A 24,373-nucleotide genomic window follows, 5' to 3' on the forward strand; every position below is an offset into this window, starting at 1 on the left:
CTGATCCGACAAATCAGCGGCCGTACCGGCTCTTCAGATGGCGCCACCAGTCGCGCAGCATCCACTTGTCGAAGTCGGTGATCTGGGTGGCGGAACCGGCCTTCATGATGAAGCCCTGCCCGGGCGTGGGGTCCCAGTCGTAGAAGTCGTCCAGGCCGTACGTGTGCCCGAGCTCGTGCAGATAGATGTGGATGTTCGAGGCGTTCACGTTGCTCAGGAAGTATTCGGATCCGACCCGCTGACCCCAGTCCCCGCCCGCGCCGCCCTGGAAGCCGGCGGTCAGCCACAGCGAGTGGTCGTAGTGACGGGACGCGCCGCCCGGGCAACCGTTGTAGTTGCCGTCCTGATGGAAGAACCGGCCGCACGCGGGTGCGCATTGTGGCGCGTTCTCGTTGATGTTGTTGACGTAGATGTCCACGGAGTTGTCGGTCCACTCCAACTGTGCACGATCGCGCACCGCCCAGCCGACGACCTTCACCGGCACCTGCTTGTACGGCCAGTTGTTCCAGCCCTGCCCGTTGTCGAGCATGACGTCCATCCACTTCTGGTACTGCCGTTGCAGCGCCGCCGCGATGGCGTCCCGCTGGGTGGCCGTGACGTGCGCGGTCGAGTCCCAGCGCACGCAGTAGTTGATGGCGCCGCCGCCCGCGACGAGTTGGTCCCAGCCGTAGTTCCTGAAGCCGTACAGGTTGCTGTAGGTCTGTTCCTGATGTGACCAGACCGCGGCGAGCGGTTGCACGAGGCTCGACGGCGGGTTCCACGGATCACCGGTCGGCGGAGTCGTCGGTGGCGTCGTGGGCGGTGTTGTCGGGGGCGTTGTTGGTGGCGTCGTCGGGGGTGTTGTCGGTGGCGTCGTTCCGGTGCAGGCGGTTCCGTTCACGGCGAACGACGCCGGCACCGGGTTCGCGCTCGTGAACGAACCGTTGAAACCGAGCGACACCGTGCCGCCGGCGGGTACCGAGCCGTTCCAGCTCGCGTTCGCGACGCTCACGGTCGAACCGCTCTGCGCGAACGTCCCGTTCCAGCCCTGCACGACTTTCTGCCCCGCATCGGGGAACGCGAACGTGAGCGTCCACCCGTTGAGGGCGTCGCCCAGGTTCGCGATCGTCACCGAAGCCCCGAACCCGCCCGACCACTGGTTGGTCACCGCGTACGTGACGCGGCACCCCACCGCCGCGTACGCGGGACGCAGCACCGCGATGACCGAGAACGCCGCCATGAGGCAGGCGGCCAGCCAGACGACCCGTCGTTTCATCGCTCCTCCGATTGCGTGGTCCGTTTTTCGCTAGCGACCGAACGATCGCCAGGGTGGGATGGGCCCATGACTTCTCCCCGCGTGCCGGGTGCGGCCGTTGCCGCCGCGTCCGTCACGGTCGTTTTCTGGGCCTCGGCGTTCGTCGGGATCCGGGCCGCGGCCCCCCACTTCTCCCCCGGCGCGCTCGCGCTCGGCCGCCTTCTGTCCGGTTCCGTGGTGCTGTTGCTGTTTCTGGCCGTACGGCGTCAGGGCCTCCCGCCGCGCGCCGCGTGGCCCGGCATCGCGATCAGCGGCGTGCTCTGGTTCGGGCTGTACATGGTGGCGCTGAACTGGGGCGAGGAACTCGTCGACGCCGGCACCGCCGCGATGGTGGTCAACGTCGGCCCGGCCCTGATGGCCCTGCTCGCCGGTTGGCTGCTGCACGAGGGTTTCCCGCCGCGCCTGCTGGCCGGCATCGGGGTGTCGTTCGCCGGCGCGGTCGTGGTCGGCGTGTCGATGTCGGGCGGCGGCCGGGCGTCGGTGCTGGGCGTGCTGCTGTGCCTGGTCGCCGCGGTCACGTACGCGTCCGGGGTGGTGGCCCAGAAGCCGGCCCTGCGGCACGCGTCGGCCCTGCAGGCCACCACGTTCGGCTGCCTGATCGGGGCGGTGGCCTGCCTCCCGTTCGCCGGTCAGCTGATCTCCGACGTCGCCCGGGCGCCGCTGTCGGCCACGCTCAACGTGGTCTACCTGGGCGTCTTCCCGACGGCGGTGGCGTTCACGACCTGGGCGTACGCGCTCGCGCGCACTACCGCGGGCAAGATGGGCTCCACGACGTACGCGGTTCCGGTCGTCGTGATCCTCCTGTCGTGGCTGATCCTCGACGAGGTTCCCGGCCTGCTCGCCCTCGCCGGCGGGGCGTTGTGCCTGGCCGGTGTGGCCGTTTCCCGCAGCCGCCCCCGGGCCGCCCTTATGCGCGCGCACCAGTGACCGCGCTTCGCGTCGGGTCATCTTGGCGCCGTCGTCGACCTCCGCCGTCAGCGCGACCGTGCCGACCGCGCGGCGTCGCCTGGGAGGATGAGCCATCGGCCCCTCGATCCGCCTCGGGGAAACACACACGTAACAGGTTCGGCGCAGGTTAACGATGCTTTTCGATGGACGTCAATCGATGCGTTCAGATGGTGGGAGCGCTCCCAGAATTCGTTCGTAAGTCTTGCGTAAAGGAATCGAGGCTCGTACGATCTTTCGCCTTGTTAGCGTTAACAGCGCACGCTCGGTGCGCGGCTGCCGCCAGCCGTCGTGCCGGGTGATGTGGTGGCCGAGCCGCGCGAGGCCGTCAGTCGAGCAACCAGCCGCTCACGGACTGGGCCGCCGGAGTCAGCGACACAACCAGCACCAGCAGCATCGCGACGGTGCTGCCGATCAGGGCGTACACGTGGCGGCGGCCGTGGGTGTAGCCGAGCAGGAACGCCATCACCGAGACGAACAGGCCGAGCCCAGCCAGAACCGGCCCCAACGACAGAACGACACCAACCGGCAGCGTCCACACCCAGCCCGAACTGATGTCGAGATCGGCAGTGACCGCGTCACCCTGGGCCGGGATGTACCAGTGACCGGCCAGATCGGCGGCCCGCGCCATAGCGAGGTAGCCGCAGAGGGCATACAGGGCGGAAAAGCCGTACTGCACACCAACCAGGGTCCACGCCCCGGCGCGGTCCGAGGTCGGCGCGCTGCCACGCGTAGCCACCGTCGTCGTCATCGGCGCATCGTAACGGAGCGTCGCCACTTGTCGAATCCGCCGGGTTCCACACAGTGAGACAGCAATGGAGCAGCCACCGCCTCCCCCGCCCACCCCAGGGGAGTTGGGCTGGACGCTACACCTTGTCAAGCCACAGGTGGCTGGTTGTCCACAGCGGCGGGTGACCGCCTTCGGCAGTTGTCCACAGCGGCGGGGACATCAGCGGCGCGGCTGCCCTCGTACGCCGGTGGCGGTTCCCGATCGGACCCCTACGGGGCGTGCCGGTTCCGCGCCGATCTGACGTGCGACCGCATGAACCTGACCTCCTCGGGCACGGATGGCAGGTTCACAAGGGCGCAATCTTGGCGTAACGGGGTCGTTCTCGCCGGCACGCCGCCTCGCGACGGCGTTGATCACGCAGCGAAGCGGCCAGCGGGGCGGCCAGCGGAGCGACCAGTAGGGCGGCCAGCAGGGGGCAGCCAGCGGGGGCGCGCGGCCAAGCGGCCAGCGGGGCGGTTTGCGGGCAGCCAGCGGGGCGGGGCCTCAGGCGGCCGCCAGAGCAGCGCCGGCGCGGGCCAAGACGGTGTTCAGGACATGCGCGGCCGCGGTGCGGTCGGACTCGGGGAGGTCGGACCAGAGGGAGTCGGTGATGCGGACCGTGGCGGCCCGCACGGAGTTCCACACGTCGAGGCCGTAGGCGGTGGGCGTCGCACCAGTGCTGCCGGCCTCGACCAGACCCGCGGCGGTCAGGGCCGCCAGGTGGTCGTGCGCGTCAGGTTCGGGGACTCGCAAGGCCTCGGCTATGCGGGCGGGCAAGCCGGGCTCACCCTTGGAGAGGACGGTCAGCGTCAGGACCACCCACTGCGGTTCGGTCAGGCCGGTGCCGGACAGTTCGCGGTTGAGCAGGGCGTTCAGGGCCTTCTCGGTGCGGCCGATCAGCTGCGGACCGAACGGGATCGTCGTCATGGCTACGCTCCTATTGTTAGTCACACTAACGCTAGATAGTTAGTGTGACTAACGCAAGGAGGTAAGGTGCCTCCCGTGGGAGCGGAAAGACTGCGGACGCTGCGTACGCGGCTGTTGTCCCTGGCGGCCGTGCACTCCGATCGGCGCGTCAACGAGGAACTGGCCGGGGCCGACGCCCGCAAGTGGCACTACGCGGTTCTGGCCACTCTGGACGAGTTCGGACCGGCCAGCCAGGCGCAGCTCAGCGACCACACCCGCATCTACCGCAGCGACCTGGTCGCCGTGCTCAACGAGCTGACCGAGCGCGGGCAGGTGTCACGCGAGCCCGACCCGAGCGACCGGCGCCGGAACCTCGTCACGATCACCGCCGCCGGTCACCGGCAGCTGCACCGGCTCGACGAGATCCTCGCCCGCGTCGACGACGAGATCTTCGCGCCGCTCGACCAACGGCAACGCGAGCAACTGACGACCCTGCTGTCCCTGCTGGTGGAGCGCCCGGGAGAACCGCCACAGCAGGCCGAGGAACTGCCACAGCACGCCGTAAAACCCGCCGCAACAGGCCGGAGAACTGCAGGAGCAGTCAGGAGAACCGGCGCACGACCGGCGAAAACCGAGCAGGCGACGTGACCGCGGCCGCCGGAACTTCGATCGACGGAAGCACGACGTAAAGCTCTAGGTTGTGCGCATGACGATGCAGCTGGAACGGATGATCGCCGCGCAACCTGAGGTCATCGCGGGGCTCGCCGACCCGGCCCTGACGGCGGCGGCCGCGGAGCAGCTGGCCGGGGCGCGACGGATCTGGCTCATCGGGACCGGCACCAGCCTGCATGCGGCCGAACTGGGCGCGGCCGAGATGATCCGCGGCGGTCTGGATGCTCGCGCGATCGCGTCCAACGCGTTCGGGCCGGAGCTGCTGCGCGACGGTGACGCGGGCGTGGTCATCAGCCACACCGGTCACACCGCGTACGCAAGACGTAGTCGCTCTCTGCTTCTCGAGACCGGCACGCCGTTCGTCTCCGTGACCGGGCCGGACGCCGCGTGGCCCGAAGCGGTTCGGACGCCGCTCGCCGAGGCCTCCGAGACCTACACGGTCAGTTACACGGCCGCGCTGGCGGTGCTCGCCCAGGTCGCCCACCACCTCGGCACGCCGGGCGGCGGGCCGGATGCCGTACGAGCCGTCGCCCGAGCCATCCAGGATGAGGACGACGACGTGCCCCTGCCGGCCCGCGCCATGGCGATTGTCGGGCCGGGACTCTGGTCGGTGACAGCCCGTGAGGGCGCCCTGAAGATCCGGGAGGGCGCGCGCATCCTGTGCGAGGGGTTCGACCCCGATCGGTTGCTGCACGGCGGCGCCGTTCCGTACACGCCGGCCGACACCCTGCTCGTGCTGCAACCGGATGAGCTGACCCGCGGCCTCGCCCACGCCGCGCGGCTCGAACGGATGCCGGTGGCGACGCTGACCAGCGACGTACGGACGGGCTCGCCGCTTCTCGATCAGATTCCGATGACCGTACGGCTGCAGAAGCTCGCCCTCCGGTTCGCGCGCCTGCGGGGGCAGAACGCGGACACGGCGATCACGGGGGCGTGGGCCGACCCGGAGCTGTGGCCCGAGGCGGACTGACCGCACGACAGGGCGTGGCCGTCGTGATGGACATCCGGCCGCGGTCGGCGACGGCGGCGGCGACGACAACGGCGACGGCGACCGCAACCGAGCGAACGCATTGACAACCGTCAGCACTAGACACTGATAGTAAAACTGACTAATAATCGTCCTCCCCCGATATCCCCAGTGGAGGACGTCAATGCGCCGCTCCCGTTCGCTGTTACTGTCCGTCGCCGCCGCTGTCGTCGCCGCGGGCATGGCTCTCTATGCCGTCACCCCGGCCAGCGCCGCCGCCACCACCGCCACGTTCGCCAAGACCTCCGATTGGGGGTCGGGCTGGCAGGGCCAGTTCACGATCACCAACGGCGGCTCGTCCGACATGACCTCGTGGCGGGTCGAATTCGCCCTTCCCTCCGGTACGAGCGTGGGCTCGTACTGGGATGCGCTCCTCACCACCTCGGGGCAGCGCTACACATTCACCAACCGCGAGTACAACGGCCGGGTCGCGCCGGGCCAGTCGGTCACGTTCGGTTTCGTCGGCAGCGGCTCCGGCAGCCCCACCGGATGCCTGCTCAACGGAGTGTCGTGCAATGGAACCGTGACGCCCCCGACCACACCACCGACCACACCACCGACCACTCCCCCGACGACGAACCCGCCGTCCGGCACCACCCCGGTCGCGAAGAACGGCCAGCTCAAGGTCTGCGGTCGTCAGTTGTGCAACGCCCAGGGCAAGGCGATCCAACTGCGGGGCATGAGCACGCACGGCCTGCAGTGGTATGCGAACTGCGTCAACGACTCCTCGCTGGACGTGCTGGCCAAGGAGTGGAACGCCGACGTCCTGCGGATCTCGATGTACATCCAGGAGGGCGGCTACGAGACCGACCCGGCCGGCTTCACCGCCAAGGTCAACGACCTGATCGAGAAGGCCACCGCCCGCGGCATGTACGCGATCGTCGACTGGCACATGCTCTCGCCCGGCGACCCCAACTTCAACCTGGCGCGGGCCAAGACGTTCTTCACCACCATCGCCGCGCGGCACAAGAACAAGACCAACATCCTGTACGAGATCGCGAACGAGCCGAGCGAGGTCAACTGGTCGTCGATCAAGTCGTACGCCGATCAGATCATCCCGGTCATCCGGGCCCAGGACGCGGACGGTGTGGTGCTGGTCGGCACCGAGGACTGGTCGTCGCTGGGCGCCTCGGGTGACGGTCAGGGCGTGTCGCGCATCCTCGCCAACCCGGTGAACGCGTCGAACATCATGTACACGTTCCACTTCTACGCGGCCTCGCACGACGACTACTACCTGAACACTTTCCGGGACGCGATCGCCAAGCTGCCCATGTTCGTCACCGAGTTCGGCACCCAGCAGGCGTCCGGCGACGGCGGCAACAACTTCGCCATGGCGCAGCGCTACCTCGACCTGATGGCCCAGAACAAGGTGAGCTGGGTGAACTGGAACTACTCGGACGACATGCGCACCGGCGCGGTCTTCACCCAGGGCACCTGCAACGCCGGGGCCTACTCCGGCACCTCACGACTGAAGGAGGCCGGCGTCTGGGTCCGTGACCGGATCCGCACCGCCGACGACTTCTGACGACCAGCACGGCAGGTCCTCCGGCCCCCGGAAGAGGACCTGCCGTGCCGGTGGTGCGCCGGCGCGGGTGACGGCAGACTGGTGATCCATGCGCCACTACTCGGTTCACCTCGGTCAAGGAACCGTCGCCGTCTACGGTCACTGGGGACGGCCGGTGCTGGTGTTCCCCACCGAGAAGGGCGGCGCCTGGGAGTGGCCGGACAACGGCATGGTGGCCGCGGCCGAAGACCTGATCGAGGCCGGCCGGGTCAAGCTCTACTGCGTCGACTCGTTCGACGCCGGAACCTGGTCGGCCCACCATCTGCCGCTCGAGGAGAGGGCGAGACAGCACGGCACGTACGAATCCTGGATCCTCGACACCGTGGTCCCGCACATCCGCACCGACAGCGGTGACGACGCCGAGATCACGACTGCGGGGTGTTCGCTCGGCGCCTACCACGCCCTGAACTTCGCGTTCCGCCGCGCCGACCTGTTCCCCTTGGCGCTGTGCTTCTCGGGCAACTACGACCCCGGAACCTGGAACGCATGGGGCGACCGCGGCGACGCCGTCTATTTCCACAACCCCACCGACTACATCCCCAACCTGCACGGCGACCACCTGGACTGGTTGCGCAAACGCTTGTCGATCCTGCTCGTCTGCGGTCAGGGCCAGTGGGAGGACACAACCGGCGCCCTCGCCTCGACCCCTCACATGGACGCCTTGCTCTCGGACAAGGGCATCCGGCACGAGCTCGACATGTGGGGCCCCGACACCCCGCACGACTGGCCCTCCTGGCGGGCCCAGCTCACGAAGCATCTCCCCCGCTTCTGCTGACCCGGCGCAACAGGACGCCGCTGAGCACAAACACCAGCCCCGCCACGAACGTGAACAGCACCGACGAGCCCGTAACGGGCAACGGTTCGCCGGCCGCGACCACCGTGACGTCGAGCCGCATCGCGCGGGCGACACCGCTCGGATCGATCCCGGCCGCGACGAGCGCGTGCGAGCCCGCGGGCAGGCCATCCGGCACGCTCACCCGCACCCGGAAGGCGCCGCTCGCATCCGCGACCACCTCGCCGAGCGCGACCGGTTCGGAATAGACGCTTATCCGTACGGTGGAGTGTGCCGCATAACCGTTCCCGGAGAGGACGATGCTGCGGCCCGGCCTCGTAGTCGCGCTGCCGTCGGTCCCGAGCTTCGGCGCGCTGTTGGGCGGCTCGTCCGCGACCGGGGGCGCGATCGGCGTCACGGCGGCCGTGGTGTCCGATTCGGCCCAGGCGCCGGTCTCATCGAAGGCAAAAACGCTTACTGTGTACGGCTTCCCGGCCGCACCGCCGAGCACACAACTCGTCGCCGTCGTCTCGCAGGAGGCCGGCCCTGGCTCGGCGACGGCCCGGTAGCGGGTCGCGCCCGACGCGGAGTTCCACGACACCGTGATCGACGAGTAGCCGGCCCGCGCACTGACGCCGCTCGGCGCGGACGGCACCCGCCGCGTCGGCGGAACTGTAGTCGGCGTCGTAGCAGGAACGCCGGGAGAAGCCGACGGCGCACCAGTGACAGGCGCAGTGGGGACAGGAGCACTGGTGACCGGCTCAGTGGGGACAGGAGCACTGGTGACCGACGCAGTAGGGACGGGAACAGCAGGGACGGGAACAGTGGGGACGGGAACAGTGGGGACGGGAACAGTGGGGACTGGAGCACCAGTGGCCGGCGTCGTGGGCGGGGTCGTGGTCGGAGGCAAGGTGACCGGAGCACCAGTAACCGGCCCCGAGGTGACCGGCACAGTGGGGACGGGAGCGGTGGGGATAGGAGTAGTGGGGACAGGAGCAGTAGTGACCGGCCTGGAGGTGACTGGCGCGGTGGGGACGGGAGCAGTGGGGACGGGAGCAGTGGGGACGGGAGCAGTGGGGACGGGAGCAGTAGTGACCGGCTCAGTGGGGACAGGCCCAGCAGTGACGGGCACAGTGGGGATGGGAGCCCCACTGACGGAAGCAGCAGTGGCGGGCCCGCCGATGCTGGGCGAGGACCCGCTGGCGAGGTCGGAAGGCGCCGTGGTGACAGGGGTCTTGACGGGACCCACGGGGCGCACGATCTCCGAGACCACGCTCGGAACCGAAGCCCCGACCACGTTACCGGTGTTCGAGGCCCGCACCGTGAAGCTGTAGTCCACCCCGTTGGTCAGCCCGGCCACGCTGCACTCGCTTTCCCCCTTGGTGGTGCAGCCGAGGCCGCCCGGGTCGGCCGTGACGATGTAGTGGTTGATCGGCCGCCCACCCGAATCCTTCGCACCGGACCACGAAACCGCGACCTTCCCGTCTCCGGCCGCAACCTTGACCTTGGTCGGCGGCGACGGAACCGTTCGCGCCACCAGCGCGGAAACGCCGGCCAGCCCGGTGACGACCGGCGTGTATGCCCCGTCCACCCCCAGCCGGACCACCCGGTCGTTGTCGATGTCGGTGACGTAGACCCCGTCGGCCGCGACGGCCAGACTCTCCGGCGCGAAGGTGCCCGGCTTGAGCAACGGTTTACGGACGATGCCCTGACCGAACCGGATCACCTCGTCGGTGTCCCGGTCGACGGCGTAGAAGTACTTGTTGGCGTCGACCGCCAGGGCGACCACCCGGCTGTCCAACCCCGGCAGATAGCTCGTCGTCTGCGCACCGGCGGCGGTCCGGGTCACGACCCGGCCCATGTCCACGCTCGCGGCGTGCAGGTTTCCGGAGTCGTCGACAGCGAGCGCGCTGATGTAGTGAAGCCCGGCCACGGCCACCTTGCCCTCCACCCCGCCGGCCGTCATGGTCCGGATCCCGCCGGACCGCATCGCGACGTAGACCGTGCCCGCCTGATCGACCGCGAGCCCGGTGATCTGGCTGAGACCGTTGAACGGCAGCGGGACGCGAGTGCCGTCCGGCCGCGCCCGGACGACCAGGTCGTCCGACACGACCGCGTACAGGCTGCCGTCGTCGCCCAACGCGAGCAGACGCGCGCCCAACCCCTCGGCGACCGTCCGGGTTCCGTCCGGCCCGATACGCACGATTCCGGTCGTGTCAGCGACGTAGAAGACGGTCCCGGGCACGGGAGGATCAGCGGGCGCGACCGGGGAGGCGACCGGAGCACAGGCGGAAGCAAGCGCCAAGGCGAGCACCACAGCCGCGACAGTTTTCGACAGCAGACCACGCACGGCAAGCACCCCGACCGCGACAGCTCTCGGCAGCAGACCACGCCTGGCGAGCACCGCGGCGGCGGCAGTTCTCAACAGCTGACCACGCATGGCGTTTCCCCGCGGGACAAGATCCTGGCCCCTCGAACGCTAATCGGGTTCCGGCCCGCCCACCCCAGGCATTGATTGGTATGAATCTTTACTACATAGATCGTTCAGCCGGAGGGCCGCGACCGTTCGCACCATTGATTGACGTAACTCGATGGGCGCCCGCAACTACGACCCGGACACCGGGCGGTTCGACTCGACCGACCCGCAGGCGCAGCCGAACACCGACCCCTCGGTGTCGACCTACTCCTACACCAACGCCCGGCCGACCGTGCTGACCGACCCGACCGGCGAGGACCCGGACAACGGCGGCGTCTTCTACGGCAGCGCCACCGCGGCCGAGTACCGGATGAACAACCCCGACGCGGCCGCCGCCACCACCGACGCCAACGTGCCCGACGGCGGCACGGTCGAGGTCGACAACCCGGAGTTCCTCAACGCCAAGAAGCTGGTCGACGAGGCCGAGGGCTTCGTCAAGCAGATCGGCGACGAGATCGTCAACCTGATCCTCGACCTGGTCGGGTTCAACGACGCCAAGGCCTGCATCACCGAGGGCGACATCGTCGCCTGCATCTCGACGGCGCTGCAGGCGGTGCCGTGGGGCAAGATGTTCAAGGCGGCGAAGGTAGCCATCAAGGCCGTCGGCGTCGGGCGGCGGCTGATCGACGCGTACAGCAACCTCAAGACCGCCCGCAAGGCGCTGTCGGCGATCCCGCAGCGCATCAAGAAGGTGATCGACAAACCGGTCACGGCGGTGAAGTCGGGCGCGGCCCGACAGGTCGAGAACACGGTCAAGGCCGCCAAGGACATCGGCGGCAAAGCGAAAGCGACCGCGAAGAAGGCGACGACCCGGGCCCGCAACGCGGTCAAATCGGCGACCGAGGAGAGCTGCAAGGTCGTCAAGGGCGCGAGCAAGCGGCTGTCGAACTCGTTCGTCGCCGGGACGCTCGTGCTGATGGCCGACGGCACCAGCCGGCCCATCGAGAAGGTGCAGCCGGGCGACACCGTCCAGGCCACCGACGCGGAAACCGGGGTCACCGAGCCGCGACAGGTCACCGCGACCATCGTCGGCACCGGCGACAAGAACCTGGTGTCGGTCGGGTTCAAGAACGGCGAGGGTGTCACCGCGACCGCGGGCCACAAGTTCTACCGGCCGGGCCAGGGCTGGGTGTCGGCGGCCGACCTGAAGGCCGGCGACCAGCTGCGCGGCACCACGGTCACGGCGACCCGCTCCTGGGATGCCCGCACCACGGTCTACAACCTGACCGTCGACGGCGCCCACACCTACTACGTGGTGTCGGGCACCTCGAAGGCGCTCGTGCACAACTGCATGTCCACTCAGGCCATCACGGAACGCCTCCAGGACCACGTGAACGCGGTCGTGGAGGACTTCGAGATGGGAAGGATCGGCCTGAGCCGGGCCCAGCAGGCGGCGGTCTGGAAGCGGGCCGAGGAGAAGAGCCGGGAGACCGGGGCTTCGATGTACGAGATGTTCCGCGGCGACGTCATCGACGAGCTGGTCAAGAACCGGGTCAAGCAGGATCCGAAGCTCAACAAGATCCTCAAGATCTGCCGCCGGTACGAGGCCTGCCCGGACTTCCACGAACCGGGCCGGAACGTATGGTGGGACATCACCACCGAGGGCGACTGGGGTCAGCACGGCAAGGACTACACCAAGCCGTTCGGTCGCGGCATCCATCTCCCGACCCGATAGGGGAATCCTTGTGGCGCGCAGGGAACTGATCGACCGCTGGCGTACGGGTGAGGCCCGCTCGGCCGTTCTCGCCCGGCTCGCGGAAGGCGGTTCCCTGCCCACCCTTGACCTGCGGGGCCTGCCCGCGGCCGGCCTCGAGTCGCAGAACGCCGAGTTCAGCGGGGCCGACCTGCAATGGGCGACCCTGGCCGAGGCCCGCATCGAGGGCGTCCGCTGGGAAAAGTGCCGGTTCGACGGCGCCGACCTGGCCGACGCCGTCCTCACCGGCGGCGCGGTCACCGGCTCCACCATGGTCCGCACGATCCTGCGCGACACGCTGATCGCCGGCACCGTGTGGGAGTCGGTCGACCTGACCGGCGCCAAGATGAACCACTTCAAGGCCGAGCGCACCACGTTCCGGCAGTGCACGTTCCCGGCCCTGCGCAAGGTCGACTTCACCGCCTGCGTGTTCGAGGAGTGCCGGTTCACCGGTGGCCTCGACGAGGTGCGGTTCCTGGGCCGCGGCGCCGACCCGGCGGCGGCGCTGCGCCGGGTGACGTTCAAGTCCGGCGCCTTCCGCTACGCCGAGTTCGACGGCATGGAGTTCGACCAGGTCACCTTCCCCGCGGGTGACGCGGTCGTCGTCGTGCCCGGCCGGTTCCGGGCCGTGGCCCAGCGCGCCGGGGAGCTGTCGGACGATCCGGCCGTACGCCGCTTCCTGTCCCACGAGTCGCTGCGTCCCGGGCTGAGCGAGTCGGCCGGGTGGGCCGCGGGCACGGCCGACCTTCCCGGGGCCACGGCCGAGGTGCTGCGCGAGGCCCAGGCCCAGTTGCGCGCCGAGGGCGTGGTTTCGTAGCGCTCAGAATCCGGCCGCACCCGCCGACTGGGCGAGTATGTGGACGGGTGCTGCATCTCGGGTGGTGTCGGCCCTCCGCGTGGGCGCGACAGCGCTCACGGTGCTGTTCGCCCTGACCCAGCTGATCGGGTCGGCGCCGTTCTGGGTTTCCGCGGTGACGCTGAACAGTGTCTACCTGTGCGCCACCGCCCTGGTTCTGCTGCGGGCGGCGCGGGTGCGCGCCTATCGCGTCGTCTGGGCCCTGATCGGGGCCGGGCTCTGCTGCTACACGGCCGGCACCGCCTACACGTGGACCGTGCAGTGGCGCGGTGAAGTCCTGCCGTATCCGTCGCTGGCCGACTCCGCCTGGCTCAGCTTCTATCCGCTCGCCTACTGCGGGATCCTCGGCTTCTTCGGCCGGCGGCGACCGTCACGCCGGCTGGTGCTCGACGGTGCGATCGCCGGGCTGGGCGGGGCCGCCCTGTTCTCGGTCCTGGTGGTCGACGTCCTGCTCGGCAACGACGCCGGCGAGGGTTTCACCCGGCTGGTGACCCTCTGCTACCCGCTGGGCGATTCGCTGCTGCTGGGCACGCTGGTGGGTCAGGTGACCGCGGGTGAAGCGGCGGCCCGCCGCAATCCGATGCTGATGGCCGGGCTCGGCACCTTCGTGGTCGCCGACACCGCCTACGTGGTGCTGTCGGCCAAGGGCCTCTACCACTCCGGCGACGGCGTCAACGTGCTCTATCTGGCCGGGCTCACCCTCATCGGCCTGGCCGCCTGGTACCACCGGGACAAAACGGCCACCGTACGGGCGAGACCGGCCCGGATGGGGGTGCCGATCTCGCTCGCGATCGGCGCGCTCGTGCTGCTGACGGTGGCGACCCGTGTGCACCTGTCGAGCGTCACGGTGGCCCTGGCCGGCGCCACCCTCGTGCTGGTCGTGGCCCGCGTGGTGGTCGCGCTGCGCGAGCTCGAGTCGATCGGGCAGGAACGTCACAGCGAGGCCCGCCGCGATCCGCTGACCGGGCTGGCCAACCGCCGGGCCGTCCACGAGCACATCGACGCGCTGCTCGACCGCGTCCGGCGGCCGCCGATCGCGATGCTGCTGCTCGACCTCGACCGCTTCAAGGAGGTCAACGACTCGTACGGGCACCCGGCGGGCGACCTCCTGCTCCAGCTCGTCACCCGGCGGCTGCAGCAGGTCACCCGGCAGTCCGACCTGCTCGGCCGGCTCGGCGGCGACGAGTTCGTGCTGGTCATGGCCGGTGAGAACCTGACCGTGAGCGAGGCCAACCGGCTGGCCGGCCGCATCCGGGCCGAGCTGACCAAGCCGTTCCCGATCGACGGCGTGCAGATCACCATCGACGTCAGCATCGGCATCGCCCACGACGGCGGCCAGGACGCCGACTCGCTGTTCCAGCACGCCGACATCGCCATGTACAACGCCAAACGGGCCGGCGGCGGGCACGTCGTCTATCAGCGCGACGACGACCAGGAGTCACGCCGGCGCCTCGAACTGACCACCGCGTTGCGCCGCGACGTCAGCACCGAGGCGATGGTCCTGCACTACCAGCCGAAGCTCGACCTTCGTACGGGAAGCATCCGGGGTTTCGAGGCCCTGGTCCGCTGGCAGCATCCCGAGCTGGGGCTGCTGAGCCCCGACCAGTTCCTGCCGATCGCCGAGCAGACCGGGCTGATGTCGGCCCTCACCTGCAACGTGATGACCAAGGCGGTGCGCCAGTGCGCCCGCTGGCACGCCGAGGGCAGCCCGGTGTCGGTCGCCGTCAACGCCTCGGCCACCGACCTGCGCCACGAGAACTTCCCGCAGCACATCTCGGAACTGCTCGACCGGCACAGCCTGCCCGCCGGGGCGCTCACCGTCGAGATCACCGAGACGATGATGCTCAGCGACTGGGCCACCACCGACCGGGTGCTCGACCGGCTCACCTCGATGGGCGTGGCGGTGTCGATCGACGACTACGGCACCCACCACTCGACGCTGTCGTATCTGCGCCGGCTGCACACCGCCCGCGAGCTCAAGCTGGACCGCTCGTTCATCGCGGACATGCTGACCGCGCCCCGGTCGGCCGCGATCGTGCGATCGACCATCGACCTGGCCCACGACCTGGGCATCACGGTCGTGGCCGAGGGGGTGGAGGACGCCGCGACCCTGGACGCGCTGCGCGAGTGGGGCTGTGACCAGGCGCAGGGCTACCACATCGGCCGCCCCGCGCCCGCCACCTCGGCCGCCTCCTTGTCTCAGCCGGCTCGCTGAGCGCTCAGTTGGCGAAGTCCTGCGTCAGCCAGACCCGGCCGTCGGTGCCGCGGCTGACGGCCAGGCCGATCCGCTTGAAGCCGGTGTTGAGCAGGTTCTTCCGGTGGCCGTCGTTCGGCGGCGTCTCGGCCAGCATCAGGTCGGTCAGGCCGTTGGCGGCGGCCAGGATCGACGCGTCGTTGTTCTGGGCGTTGCCCTGCCCGATGTTCTCGCCGGCCGAGTTCCACTTCACGCCGGCCGCGGTGAAGCGCTCGCCCAGGCCCAGCTCGCCGGGGCACTGGTGGGACAGGCCGCAACCGCCCACCATCAGCGCCGTGTGGGCCTCGGCCGCCTTGGTCAGGTTGGCGTCCAGCGTGAGAGGGGCCAGGTTCCCGGCCGTACGGGCGGCGTTGATGTGCGCCAGGGCCTGCTCGATCACGCTGCCGGTCGACGGTGGGGTCGTCGTCGGAGCGGTGGTCGGCGGAACCGTCGTCGGCGGCGTGGTTGTGGGGGCCGTCGTCGTCGGCGCCGTTGTGGGCGCAGTCGTGGGGGCTGATGTGGGGGTGGTTGTCGGGCGCGGCTTCTTCCGCCGCTGGGCCTCATAGGTGTCGGCCAGCCGGGTCGCCTTCGCAACAGCCGGGGCCGGGGAGGAAGCCGCCGGGCGGGTGGGGGCCGCCTGGCGGTGGAACCCGCCGGTCTGGGCGAAGGCGACCCCGGCGCCGCCCGCGCCCAGCACACCGACGACAACGGTGGCCAGGACGAGCGTGCGGGTGCGGGTGGGCCTGCGGTGACGCGTACGCAAGGGGACAAACCTCATCGATCGGCGAACAGCGCGCCGGTGGGAGCGCCGCAGGTACTCTCCGCCGCAACGGTGCGTAACGCACTCTTTCTGAGGAAAACTTAAAGATCGATGGTCATTGGTCCTGGTGATTCACCCCGGATTGGCTTTCTGACCGGGCCGCATGATCCGTACCGTGGAGTGGTGACAAAAGTTGACTTCTACTTCGATCCGGCCTGCCCGTTCGCCTGGATCAGCTCCCGCTGGATTCTCGAGGTCGAGAAGCACCGCGAGCTCGACCTGCGCTTCCGGGTCATGAGCCTGTACGTGCTGAACGAGAACCGCGACCTCGACGACTGGTACCGCGACCTGATCAACCGCTCGCTCGGCACGGTCCGGGTGGTCACCGCCGCCGCCCAGCAGCACGGCGAGGAGGTTCTGCGCGACCTCTACACCGCGCTCGGCACCCGCATCCACAACCAGGGCAACAAGGACTTCGAGATCGTCATCCGCGAGGCCCTGGCCGAGGTGGGGCTGCCGGCCGACCTGGCCTCGGCCGCCACCAGCGACGACTACGACGAGGCGCTGCGCAAGAGCCACCACGAGGGCATGGACCCGGTCGGTGACGACGTCGGCACCCCGACCATTCACATCGACGGGGTGGCGTTCTTCGGGCCGGTGCTCAACAGCATCCCCCGCGGGGAGCAGGCCGTGAAGGTCTTCGACGGCGCCGTGGCGCTGGCCGGTTACCCGGACTTCTTCGAGCTGAAGAGAACCCGTACGGGGGAACTCAGGTTCGACTGAAGCGCGTCGCCGGGGGCCGGTTCGTGGATAGTCTGACCTCGTGCACTTGATCGTCGAGGTGGGCAGCCAACTCGATCCCTCCGTGAGCTGGCCGGAGGGCGCGGCGCTGACCATGTTCGCCGGTGAGCCGGTGCAGCTGATGCTCTTCCTGAGCCATCCGCACGAGCTCGAGGTGCGGGCGGTCGCGGCGGCCCCCACCCAGTTCGCGTGGGTCGACAGCGAGCACGCGGGCGTCCTGCTCTACCGGCTCGGACCGGTGCTGTCGTGGTCGGAGGCGACCTACACACCGCACCTGTTCGAGCCGGACGAGGGCCTGCCCAGCATCGACGACGACGCGCTGGTGCAGATCGTGCTGGTCGACCGCGACACCAACATCGTCAAGGCCTTGCACCGGGTGCGCTGGCCCGAGGAGTTCGCCGCGGCCGTCCGGGCCTCGGTGACCCGGATGCGGGACACCCCGTTCAGCCCGCTCGCCTACGAGCACGCCCTGCACGCCCTGCACCGGCGCTACCCGTCACCGGAAGACATGGTGGTCGACCGGGCCGACGCGCACTGCACGGCCGAGCCGGTCAGCGGCGGCCCGGGGTGACCAGCCCGTTCTCATAGCCGAAGACCACCGCGTGCACCCGGTCGCGCAGGCTCAGCTTGTGCAGGATCCGGCTCACGTGGGTCTTGATGGTCTGCTCGGCGATGAACAGCTCCTTGGCGATCTCGGCGTTCGACATCCCCATCGCCACGTGCCGCAGCACCTCGCGTTCGCGGTCGGTCAGCGCGTTCAGCGCCGTCGACGGCCGGGCCGGCTGGGTCTCGACGAAGTTCTCGATCAGGCGGCGGGTGATCCGCGGGGACAGCAGGGACTCGCTGCCGGCCACGACCCGTACGGCCCGCATCAGCTCTTCGGGCTCGCTGTCCTTGAGCAGGAAACCGCTGGCGCCGGCTCGCAGCGCCTCGTAGACGTAGTCGTCGATGTCGAAGGTCGTCAGCATCAGCACCTTCGGCGTCGCTCCGGAGGCGCTTAGGATCTCGCGGGTCGCGGCCAGCCCGTCGAGTTCGGGCATGCGGACGTCCATCAGTACGACGTCGGGGCGCAGGCTGCGCGACCGGTCGACGGCCACCCGTCCGTTCTCGGCCTCGCCGACCACGGTCAGGTCGGGCTGCGAGTCCAGGATCGCGTGGATCCCCGCCCGGATCATCGGCTGATCGTCGACGACAAGAACGCGGATCATTCGGGGCCGTCCTCTTTCTGTCCCTGGTTCAACGGGCCGTCCTCATCCTGGCTCAACGGGAAGCGCGCTGTGACACGGTAGCCGCCCTCGGGGCGGGGGCCGGTCTCGACCGAGCCGCCGGCCAGCCGGGCCCGCTCGCGCATGCCGACCAGGCCGTGGCTCGCCCCGTGACCGTCCTCGATCGGGCGCGGCACCTGGGTGGGGAGGTCGTTCTCGACCACGACGAGCAGGTCGCCGTCGCCGTCGGTGACGCTGACCCGGGTCGGGGCGCCGGGGGCGTGCCGCACCACGTTGCTCAGCGACTCCTGCACGATCCGGTAGGCGGCCAGGCCCACCGTGTCGGGCAGCTCGACGCCGCGCAGCTCGCCGCCGACCTCCAGCTCGACCGGGATGCCGCCGCGGCGGGCCGAACCGGCCAGCTCCTCGAGGTGTTCCAGGTCGGGCATCGGGCGCAGCTCGCTCTCGGCGTCCTCGTCGCGCAGCAGCGCCAGCAGCTGCCGCATCTCGCGCAGGGCCCCGCGGGTGCCGGCGGCGATCCGGCCGAACTCGGCGCGCGCCTCCGGGTCGAGATCCTTGATCCGGTACGCGGCCGAGGTGGCCTGCATGTGGATGACCGACATGCTGTGGGCCACGACGTCGTGCAGCTCCCGGGCGATGCGGTTGCGCTCCTCGACCAGGGCCCGCTGCGCCTGTTCCAGCTCGACGTCGCGGCGCACCTCGGCCAGCTGCCGGCGGGCGGTCTCGCGCTGGTTCCACGCGATCATGCCGAACAGCACCAGCACCGACACCGTGGCGTACAGGACCAGCGAGAAGTCGCCGTCGTCGAGCGGGCGGCCGCGCGGGTCGGCCAGCACCAGCACGATGCAGACCAGGGCGCTGGCCCACCAGGCGATGACGGCGTCGCGCCACGGCCGGGTCGCCCCGATCAGGCCGATGTGCGCGACGAGCAGGATCAGCACCGGGATCGGCAGCGGCCACATGCCCTCGCCGGTCGGCTGCATCCACGCGAACGTGCCGACTCCGGCCAGTTGCAGCGCCAGGGCCGCCCACGGCCGCCGTAACGCCAGGGGCAGGGCCGCGCACTGGGCGGTGGCGGCGGCGTACGACACCAGCAGCGGAACCTCGTACGTCGACGTCATCAGCAGCGACGTGACGACCAGCAGGAAACCGGACACGGCTCCGACCACCAGCACCCATACGCGGCGCACCGGTTCGCTGTTCGCACCGCGTGCGCTCATGCCGCCCACGCTCATGCCGCCCGCGCTCGCGCTGCCTACGGTCACGTTCTCCCCACCCACGCGAGCGACGTTACCGGCCTGATCAGGCGGGCGCGTCCCGCCCGGGAGCCATCCGACCCCCTACCACGGAGCTACATCGAACGGCTCCGCGGACGGACGCCGGGGGCACAACCGTGGCCCGAATCTTCTCGGCATGGATCCGACACAGGCCGTGCTCGAGCACCCTTACACGTTGCTCGGACCCCTCGTGCTCCTGGAGGGACCGGCCGCCACCATCACCGCGGGCACGCTCGTCGGCGCCGGGCTGGCCGTGTTCTGGCCGATCTGGCTGATCGTCGTGGTGGCCGAGGTGGTGGGCGACAGCCTGCTCTACCTGGCCGGCCGGTCGGCGCGACGGCCCTGGGTGGCCCGGTGGCTGCGAAAACTCAAGGTGGACCGGCTGGCCGCGGTCCCGCTGCCCCGGCTGGTCATCACCGCGAAGATCGTTGACGTCGTGGCGCTGCCCGCCTTCGTCTGGGCCGGGCTGTCCCGGATCCCGTACCGCCGGTTCGCCGCCTGGGTCGGGGCCACGGCCGCCGTACGCGGTCTGGTCCTGATCGGTCTCGGCGCGCTGCTCGGCAGCCGCCTCACCGGGCTGCTCGAACGGCCCGGCGGCATCTTCCTGCTCACCGCGGCCGTCGCCGTGCCGGTCGCGCTCTTCCATCTCGCCATGAAGCGATACCACCAGAGAAAGGCCACTGCGGAATGCGCATCCTCATCGGAGCCGACACCTACGCCCCCCACGTCAACGGCGCCTCCTACTTTGCCCAGCGCCTGGCCGTGGCGCTGAGCGCGCGGCACGAGGTGCACGTCGCCGCGCCGTCGACGCGGTCGCGCAGCTTCACCGGCATGACCCGCGAGGGCATCGTCGAGCACCGGGTCCGGTCGCTGCCGGTCCCCGGCCACCCCGGTTTCCGGTTCTGCCCGCCGTTCGGGCTGCGGTCGGAGGCCCGCCGGATCCTCGACGAGGTTCGTCCGGACGTCGTGCACGTGCAGAGCCACTTCCCGCTGTGCCGGGCGCTGATCGACGCCGCCAACGAGCGCGGCATCCTGGTTGTGGCGACCAACCACTTCATGCCCGAGAACCTGGTGCACTACCTGCCGATCGGCTCGTCCGGCCGGGCGACGGTGCACGAGTGGGCGTGGCGCGACGCGGCCCGGGTCTATGCCAGGGCCGACGTCGTGACGGCCCCGACCCCGTACGCGGCCGCGCTGGCGACCGTGGCCGGCGTGCCCGGTCCGGTGCTTCCGCTGTCCAACGGCATCGACCTGACCCGGTTCCGCGAGCAGCAGGGCACGGCGGCCGAGTTCCGGCTGCGCTACGGGGTTCCGGACAAGCCCACCATCACATACGTGGGACGGCTCGACGCCGAGAAGAACCTCGACGTCGTGGTCCGCGCGTTCGCCGCGGTGCGCCGCAGCCTCGACGCCCAGCTGCTGATCGTCGGGGCCGGCGCCGAGCGGCACATCCTGACCGCGCTCGCCGCCGAGCTGGGCCTCTCCGAGCATGTGACGTTCACCGGTTTCGTGGCCGATTCCGACCTTCCTTCCGCGTACGCGGCCACGACCGTCTTCGTCAACGCGGGCACCGCCGAGCTGCAGAGCCTGGTCACGCTGGAGGCGATGGCCAGCGGGCGCCCGGTGGTCGGCGCCGACGCCGCGGCCCTGCCCCACCTGGTGCTGGACGACGAGACCGGCTACCTGTTCCCGCCCGGCGACAGCGAGATCCTGGCCGACCGCTTGGTGAAGCTGCTGTGCGACCCGAAGCTGGTGGCCGAGATGGGTCACCGGGCCCGGCTCGTCGCCGAACAGCACGACGAGGTCCGTACGGTGGCGGCGTTCGAGCAGCTGTACGCGATCCGTCCCGCCCGCGAGACCACCGAGGTCGCCGCGTGACGGCGACCGCCGCGACGACGGGCACGTCCCGCTGGTTCCGCAACGCCCAGCTGAGCCTCGGAACGGCCACCGTCGCCGGCACGGGCCTGCTCCTGGTCGGCGACGTCGACCCGGTCAACGAGATGATCAGCGACGCGGTCCAAACCGTGCCCGGCGCGTTGCTGCTGATGGTGGCGGCGTGCGGCCTGGCGTCGGCCGGGCTCTGGCTCCTGGCCGGGGCCCGCCGCACGCTCCCCCGCTCGCCGCTGCTGACCACGATGCTGGCGGTGTGGTGCGCCTCTCTGGTGGCGGTCGCTTTCTTCCCCACCAACCTGCCCGGCGCCGAACCGGGCGTGGCCGCTGTGGTGCACCGGGTCGGCGCGGGCCTGATGGCGGCCCTGCCACCGTTGATCGCGCTGCTGGTGGCCGACCTCGCCGGCCGCCGCACCCCTGGCGAGCCGGGTCGTGTGCGGCTGCTGCGAGCTGCGGGGCTGACCAGCTTGGCTGTTTGCGTCGCGTTCGGGGCGCTGCACGGGCCGGCCGTGCTGGCGGGGACGGGCGTCCTCCCATATGCGGGCCTGTTCGAACGCATCCTGATGGCGCTCGTGATCGTGGTCGCCGGGCTGTGCGCTTGGGTCATCGCCGATCAGGAGCGCACCTGATGGACTTGATGCACCTCATCGAGGGCGCGATGGCGTCGCCCCTGATCTATCCCGTGATTCTCGTGCTGGCCCTGCTCGACGCGTTCCTGCCGATCGTGCCGTCGGAAACGGTGGTCATCGCAGCCGCCGTGTTCGCGGTGTCGGGCGTGCCGTCGCTACCGCTCATCATCGTGATGGCCGCGGTGGGCGCGTTCGTGGGCGACCACATCGGCTACGGCCTGGGCCGGCTTCTGCGACGGCACGGCCGCCCGCGCCGCCTGGCCCAGGCCGTCGACCGCATCGCGCCGCACCTGCATCGCCGCGGCGGGGCCCTGATCCTGGCCGGCCGCTTCATTCCCGGCGGCCGCACCGCGATCGTCACCACCAGCGGCGCGACCGGCTATCCCCTGGCCCGCTTCTCGTTGTTCGCCGCCCTGGCCGCGGTGCTGTGGGCCGCGTACTCGGGCCTGATCGGCTTTGTCGGTGGCGCCGCGTTCGAGTCCAACCCGGCCCTGGGCCTCGCCGTCGGCCTCGGCCTGGCCCTGGCGATCACGGTCTTGGGCGAGTTGTTCCGTTACGTGCGCGCTCGCCGCCGCCCGGCGGTGGCCGAATGCTGACGCACACCAACCCGGGCGACAATGAGCGAACGCACAACGCGCCACAACCAACCCGCGCAATCCGAACAGTGACGCGCACCAACCCGGACAACACTGAGCGAACGCGCAACGCGCAACCGCCGGCGGACGGTGGCCGGCCGCCAGAGCTAGCGTTCGCGGACTCGGGTCGCGATGGCCTCGCCCAACTCCACCGTCGTGCCTTTGCCGTGCAGGTCGGGGGTCAGCGGCGCCTCGGACGGGCCCAGCGCCAGTACGTCCTCGATCGCGCCGAGCAGGTGGGCCGCCGCCTCGGGGTGGCCCAGGTGGTCGAGCATCATCGAACCGCACCAGATCTGGCCCACCGGGTTGGCGATGCCGCGCCCGGCGATGTCGGGGGCGGAACCGTGCACCGGCTCGAACAGGCTCGGGTGGGCGCGGTCGGGGTTGATGTTCGCGCTGGGGGCGATCCCGAGCGTGCCGGTGCAGGCCGGCCCGAGGTCGGACAGGATGTCGCCGAACAGGTTGCTCGCCACCACGACGTCGAACCACTCGGGGTGCAGCACGAATTGGGCCGCCAGGGCGTCGATGTGGAACTTGTCGACCCGTACGGCCGCGAACTCCGACGCCATCGCGGCCACACGCTCGTCCCAGTAGGGCATCGAGATGGAGATGCCGTTGCTCTTCGTGGCCGAGGTCAGGTGCTGTTCCGGGCGGCGGGCGGCCTGCTCGAACGCGAACCGCAGCACCCGGTCGACGCCGACACGCGTCATGACCGTCTCCTGCATCACGGTCTCGCGCTCGGTGCCCTCGAAGATGCGGCCGCCGATGCTCGAGTACTCCCCCTCGGTGTTCTCGCGCACGACGACGAAGTCGATGTCGCCGGGTTCACGGCCCGCGAGGGGGCTGCGGACACCGGGCATCAGGCGGCACGGGCGCAGGTTCACGTACTGGTCGAAGGTGCGCCGGAACTGCAGCAGGCTCCCCCACAGCGAGATGTGGTCGGGCACGACCTCGGGCCAGCCGACCGCGCCGAAGAAGATGGCGTCGTACTGCCGCAGGGTCGGCTCCCAATCGGGCGGGAGCATCGTGCCGTGTTTCTGCCAGTATTCGGCGCTGGCGAAGTCGAAGTGGTCGAACGCGAGCGTGATGCCGAACCGGCCGGCGGTCGCTCGGAGCGCCTCGAGCCCGGCCGGCACGACCTCACGGCCGATGCCGTCGCCCGGAATCACGGCGATGCGGTGGGTGGTCACGGCGCCTCCCTCAACGCGGCGAGCCCGCCCTGCGCGTCCTCGAGGGCCAGACGCTCGGCGGCGGCCGAGTCGCCGGCGCGCAGGGCACGGACCAGGGCGCGGTGGCTGGTGTACCTCTCCAGGCCGAACGTATCGTCCTCGGCCACCTTGCGCAGCAGGAGCTCGCGGCGGCGGGGGCGGCTGAACACACGGCTCTGTTCGAGCATGCGGACGAGCACCGGGTTGTGCGCGCAGGCGCTGACGGTGTCGTTGAACTCCTGCATCGTGTCGAACAGGTCGTTCAGGTGACGGCCGGTCGGCTGCTCCTGGCGGCGCCGCTCCTTGAGCAGAATCAGCAGGTCGTCGGCCCGGTCGAGGATAGCGTCGAGGGCGTCGAGCTGGTCGGGGGCGGCGTGCCGGGCGGCGAACCGGGCGACCAGGCCGCGCAGGCCGACCTCCACCTCGGCCAGGTCATCGATGGCGGCGTCGCGGATGGCGGCGACCAGGACCGTACGCGGGCCGATCCGTTCGATGAGCCCGTCGAGTTCGAGGCGCCGCAGAGCTTCCCGCACGGGGGTGGGACTGATCGCGAGCCGCTCGGCCATGCCGCGCTCGGTCACCTTCTCTCCCGGCGCCAGTTCGCCGGTGGCGATCGCGGTGCGGACATGACGATACGCCTGGTCGGCGAGCGTCTCGGTGGCTGTCATGACGGCACTCTAGCTCATGATGTTTTTAAAGACGATGCAACTGTTGACGCTTTTGCTACAGCAAATTAACGT

At 70.1% G+C, this 24,373-nt stretch carries 23 protein-coding genes; 14 read left to right on the forward strand and 9 right to left on the reverse strand.

Annotated features, from left to right (window positions below; all coding sequences use genetic code 11):
• Nucleotides 1–13 precede the first annotated feature (13 nt).
• A complete protein-coding gene (locus JIG36_RS00440) occupies nt 14–1,255 on the reverse strand; it encodes a cellulose-binding domain-containing protein (RefSeq protein WP_203373948.1) in 1,242 nt (413 codons plus the stop codon).
• 66 nt (nt 1,256–1,321) lie between these two features.
• Here JIG36_RS00440 and JIG36_RS00445 point away from each other — a divergent pair, with 66 nt between their 5' ends.
• A complete protein-coding gene (locus tag JIG36_RS00445) occupies nt 1,322–2,221 on the forward strand; it encodes a DMT family transporter (protein WP_203373949.1) in 900 nt (299 codons plus the stop codon).
• A gap of 346 nt (nt 2,222–2,567) precedes the next feature.
• Here JIG36_RS00445 and JIG36_RS00450 read toward each other — a convergent pair whose 3' ends face one another.
• The gene (locus tag JIG36_RS00450; protein WP_203373950.1) at nt 2,568–2,990 is read right to left on the reverse strand and encodes a hypothetical protein; all 423 of its coding nucleotides are present in this window, start codon (nt 2,988–2,990) and stop codon (nt 2,568–2,570) included.
• A gap of 522 nt (nt 2,991–3,512) precedes the next feature.
• On the reverse strand, nt 3,513–3,935 hold the full coding sequence (locus JIG36_RS00455) for a MarR family winged helix-turn-helix transcriptional regulator (RefSeq protein ID WP_203373951.1): 423 nt from the start codon (nt 3,933–3,935) through the stop codon (nt 3,513–3,515).
• A 75-nt stretch (nt 3,936–4,010) separates the two neighbouring features.
• On the opposite strand from JIG36_RS00455, the gene JIG36_RS00460 reads away from it, so the two are divergent.
• The 4 genes from JIG36_RS00460 (at nt 4,011) to JIG36_RS00475 (ending at nt 7,952) form a co-directional block, all read left to right on the forward strand.
• Nucleotides 4,011–4,562 (forward strand): MarR family winged helix-turn-helix transcriptional regulator, encoded by a 552-nt coding sequence (locus tag JIG36_RS00460; protein ID WP_307872500.1) that lies wholly within the window; start codon nt 4,011–4,013, stop codon nt 4,560–4,562.
• A gap of 58 nt (nt 4,563–4,620) precedes the next feature.
• The gene (locus tag JIG36_RS00465; protein WP_203373953.1) at nt 4,621–5,556 is read left to right on the forward strand and encodes an SIS domain-containing protein; all 936 of its coding nucleotides are present in this window, start codon (nt 4,621–4,623) and stop codon (nt 5,554–5,556) included.
• 181 nt (nt 5,557–5,737) lie between these two features.
• The gene (locus tag JIG36_RS00470; RefSeq protein WP_203373954.1) at nt 5,738–7,138 is read left to right on the forward strand and encodes a cellulase family glycosylhydrolase; all 1,401 of its coding nucleotides are present in this window, start codon (nt 5,738–5,740) and stop codon (nt 7,136–7,138) included.
• Between the two features lie 88 nt (nt 7,139–7,226).
• Entirely contained in the window at nt 7,227–7,952 is a 726-nt protein-coding gene (locus tag JIG36_RS00475) for an esterase family protein (protein ID WP_203373955.1), read from the forward strand.
• Here the strand turns inward: JIG36_RS00475 and JIG36_RS00480 are convergent.
• Nucleotides 7,924–10,389: a fibronectin type III domain-containing protein gene (locus JIG36_RS00480; RefSeq protein WP_203373956.1), complete on the reverse strand. Its 2,466-nt coding sequence runs from the start codon at nt 10,387–10,389 to the stop codon at nt 7,924–7,926. The two genes, JIG36_RS00475 and JIG36_RS00480, sit on opposite strands and share 29 nt — an antisense overlap.
• A gap of 151 nt (nt 10,390–10,540) precedes the next feature.
• Here JIG36_RS00480 and JIG36_RS00485 point away from each other — a divergent pair, with 151 nt between their 5' ends.
• The 3 genes from JIG36_RS00485 to JIG36_RS00495 all read left to right on the forward strand — a co-directional run bounded on the left by JIG36_RS00485 (nt 10,541) and on the right by JIG36_RS00495 (nt 15,189).
• Nucleotides 10,541–12,100, forward strand: coding sequence for a polymorphic toxin-type HINT domain-containing protein (locus JIG36_RS00485; RefSeq protein ID WP_203373957.1), 1,560 nt, complete (start codon nt 10,541–10,543; stop codon nt 12,098–12,100).
• Nucleotides 12,101–12,110: 10 nt separating this feature from the next.
• On the forward strand, nt 12,111–12,935 hold the full coding sequence (locus tag JIG36_RS00490; RefSeq protein ID WP_203373958.1) for a pentapeptide repeat-containing protein: 825 nt from the start codon (nt 12,111–12,113) through the stop codon (nt 12,933–12,935).
• A 79-nt stretch (nt 12,936–13,014) separates the two neighbouring features.
• Nucleotides 13,015–15,189 (forward strand): putative bifunctional diguanylate cyclase/phosphodiesterase, encoded by a 2,175-nt coding sequence (locus JIG36_RS00495; protein WP_307872501.1) that lies wholly within the window; start codon nt 13,015–13,017, stop codon nt 15,187–15,189.
• 4 nt (nt 15,190–15,193) lie between these two features.
• Here JIG36_RS00495 and JIG36_RS00500 read toward each other — a convergent pair whose 3' ends face one another.
• Nucleotides 15,194–15,970 carry a CAP domain-containing protein gene (locus tag JIG36_RS00500; RefSeq protein ID WP_236045465.1) on the reverse strand — a complete coding sequence of 259 codons (777 nt, stop codon included), beginning with the start codon at nt 15,968–15,970 and terminating at the stop codon, nt 15,194–15,196.
• A 180-nt stretch (nt 15,971–16,150) separates the two neighbouring features.
• Between JIG36_RS00500 and JIG36_RS00505 the strand changes: the two genes are divergently transcribed.
• Both JIG36_RS00505 and JIG36_RS00510 read left to right on the forward strand, forming a co-directional pair.
• Nucleotides 16,151–16,750: a mycothiol-dependent nitroreductase Rv2466c family protein gene (locus JIG36_RS00505; RefSeq protein WP_307872502.1), complete on the forward strand. Its 600-nt coding sequence runs from the start codon at nt 16,151–16,153 to the stop codon at nt 16,748–16,750.
• A gap of 40 nt (nt 16,751–16,790) precedes the next feature.
• Nucleotides 16,791–17,339: a hypothetical protein gene (locus JIG36_RS00510; protein WP_307872503.1), complete on the forward strand. Its 549-nt coding sequence runs from the start codon at nt 16,791–16,793 to the stop codon at nt 17,337–17,339.
• Here JIG36_RS00510 and JIG36_RS00515 read toward each other — a convergent pair.
• Together JIG36_RS00515 and JIG36_RS00520 are read right to left on the reverse strand one after the other, a co-directional pair.
• Nucleotides 17,320–17,976: a response regulator gene (locus tag JIG36_RS00515; protein WP_203373962.1), complete on the reverse strand. Its 657-nt coding sequence runs from the start codon at nt 17,974–17,976 to the stop codon at nt 17,320–17,322. The genes JIG36_RS00510 and JIG36_RS00515 overlap by 20 nt on opposite strands.
• Nucleotides 17,973–19,214 (reverse strand): sensor histidine kinase, encoded by a 1,242-nt coding sequence (locus JIG36_RS00520; protein WP_203373963.1) that lies wholly within the window; start codon nt 19,212–19,214, stop codon nt 17,973–17,975. Before JIG36_RS00520 ends, JIG36_RS00515 begins: the two co-directional genes overlap by 4 nt.
• A 193-nt stretch (nt 19,215–19,407) precedes the next feature.
• Here JIG36_RS00520 and JIG36_RS00525 point away from each other — a divergent pair, with 193 nt between their 5' ends.
• Genes JIG36_RS00525 through JIG36_RS00540 form a run of 4 tightly spaced genes read left to right on the forward strand, consistent with a single transcriptional unit; the run spans nt 19,408 to nt 22,386 of the window.
• Complete coding sequence (locus tag JIG36_RS00525; protein WP_203373964.1) at nt 19,408–20,043, forward strand: DedA family protein; 636 nt, start codon at nt 19,408–19,410, stop codon at nt 20,041–20,043.
• Nucleotides 19,959–21,149, forward strand: coding sequence for a glycosyltransferase (locus JIG36_RS00530; RefSeq protein WP_203373965.1), 1,191 nt, complete (start codon nt 19,959–19,961; stop codon nt 21,147–21,149). The genes JIG36_RS00525 and JIG36_RS00530 overlap by 85 nt, the downstream gene beginning before the upstream one ends.
• Nucleotides 21,146–21,790 (forward strand): DUF998 domain-containing protein, encoded by a 645-nt coding sequence (locus JIG36_RS00535; protein ID WP_203373966.1) that lies wholly within the window; start codon nt 21,146–21,148, stop codon nt 21,788–21,790. Before JIG36_RS00530 ends, JIG36_RS00535 begins: the two co-directional genes overlap by 4 nt.
• On the forward strand, nt 21,790–22,386 hold the full coding sequence (locus tag JIG36_RS00540; protein ID WP_203373967.1) for a DedA family protein: 597 nt from the start codon (nt 21,790–21,792) through the stop codon (nt 22,384–22,386). Before JIG36_RS00535 ends, JIG36_RS00540 begins: the two co-directional genes overlap by 1 nt.
• Before the next feature lie 146 nt (nt 22,387–22,532).
• On the opposite strand, the gene JIG36_RS00545 is transcribed toward JIG36_RS00540, so the two are convergent.
• Complete coding sequence (locus JIG36_RS00545; protein WP_203373968.1) at nt 22,533–23,615, reverse strand: tartrate dehydrogenase; 1,083 nt, start codon at nt 23,613–23,615, stop codon at nt 22,533–22,535.
• The gene (locus JIG36_RS00550; protein ID WP_203373969.1) at nt 23,612–24,301 is read right to left on the reverse strand and encodes a GntR family transcriptional regulator; all 690 of its coding nucleotides are present in this window, start codon (nt 24,299–24,301) and stop codon (nt 23,612–23,614) included. Before JIG36_RS00550 ends, JIG36_RS00545 begins: the two co-directional genes overlap by 4 nt.
• Nucleotides 24,302–24,373 lie beyond the last annotated feature (72 nt).

It is taken from the genome of Paractinoplanes ovalisporus (assembly GCF_016834655.1).
In the GTDB taxonomy this organism is placed as follows: domain Bacteria; phylum Actinomycetota; class Actinomycetes; order Mycobacteriales; family Micromonosporaceae; genus Actinoplanes; species Actinoplanes ovalisporus.

Excerpts from the sequence above, each read along its gene's own strand:
- JIG36_RS00440 (WP_203373948.1), bottom strand. The coding sequence starts at position 1,255 with ATGAAACGACGGGTCGTCTGGCTGGCCGCCTGCCTCATGGCGGCGTTC.
- JIG36_RS00445 (WP_203373949.1), top strand. The coding sequence starts at position 1,322 with ATGACTTCTCCCCGCGTGCCGGGTGCGGCCGTTGCCGCCGCGTCCGTC.
- JIG36_RS00450 (WP_203373950.1), bottom strand. The coding sequence starts at position 2,990 with ATGACGACGACGGTGGCTACGCGTGGCAGCGCGCCGACCTCGGACCGC.
- JIG36_RS00455 (WP_203373951.1), bottom strand. The coding sequence starts at position 3,935 with ATGACGACGATCCCGTTCGGTCCGCAGCTGATCGGCCGCACCGAGAAG.
- JIG36_RS00465 (WP_203373953.1), top strand. The coding sequence starts at position 4,621 with ATGACGATGCAGCTGGAACGGATGATCGCCGCGCAACCTGAGGTCATC.
- JIG36_RS00470 (WP_203373954.1), top strand. The coding sequence starts at position 5,738 with ATGCGCCGCTCCCGTTCGCTGTTACTGTCCGTCGCCGCCGCTGTCGTC.
- JIG36_RS00475 (WP_203373955.1), top strand. The coding sequence starts at position 7,227 with ATGCGCCACTACTCGGTTCACCTCGGTCAAGGAACCGTCGCCGTCTAC.
- JIG36_RS00480 (WP_203373956.1), bottom strand. The coding sequence starts at position 10,389 with ATGCGTGGTCAGCTGTTGAGAACTGCCGCCGCCGCGGTGCTCGCCAGG.
- JIG36_RS00485 (WP_203373957.1), top strand. The coding sequence starts at position 10,541 with ATGGGCGCCCGCAACTACGACCCGGACACCGGGCGGTTCGACTCGACC.
- JIG36_RS00515 (WP_203373962.1), bottom strand. The coding sequence starts at position 17,976 with ATGATCCGCGTTCTTGTCGTCGACGATCAGCCGATGATCCGGGCGGGG.
- JIG36_RS00520 (WP_203373963.1), bottom strand. The coding sequence starts at position 19,214 with ATGAGCGCACGCGGTGCGAACAGCGAACCGGTGCGCCGCGTATGGGTG.
- JIG36_RS00525 (WP_203373964.1), top strand. The coding sequence starts at position 19,408 with ATGGATCCGACACAGGCCGTGCTCGAGCACCCTTACACGTTGCTCGGA.
- JIG36_RS00530 (WP_203373965.1), top strand. The coding sequence starts at position 19,959 with ATGCGCATCCTCATCGGAGCCGACACCTACGCCCCCCACGTCAACGGC.
- JIG36_RS00540 (WP_203373967.1), top strand. The coding sequence starts at position 21,790 with ATGGACTTGATGCACCTCATCGAGGGCGCGATGGCGTCGCCCCTGATC.
- JIG36_RS00550 (WP_203373969.1), bottom strand. The coding sequence starts at position 24,301 with ATGACAGCCACCGAGACGCTCGCCGACCAGGCGTATCGTCATGTCCGC.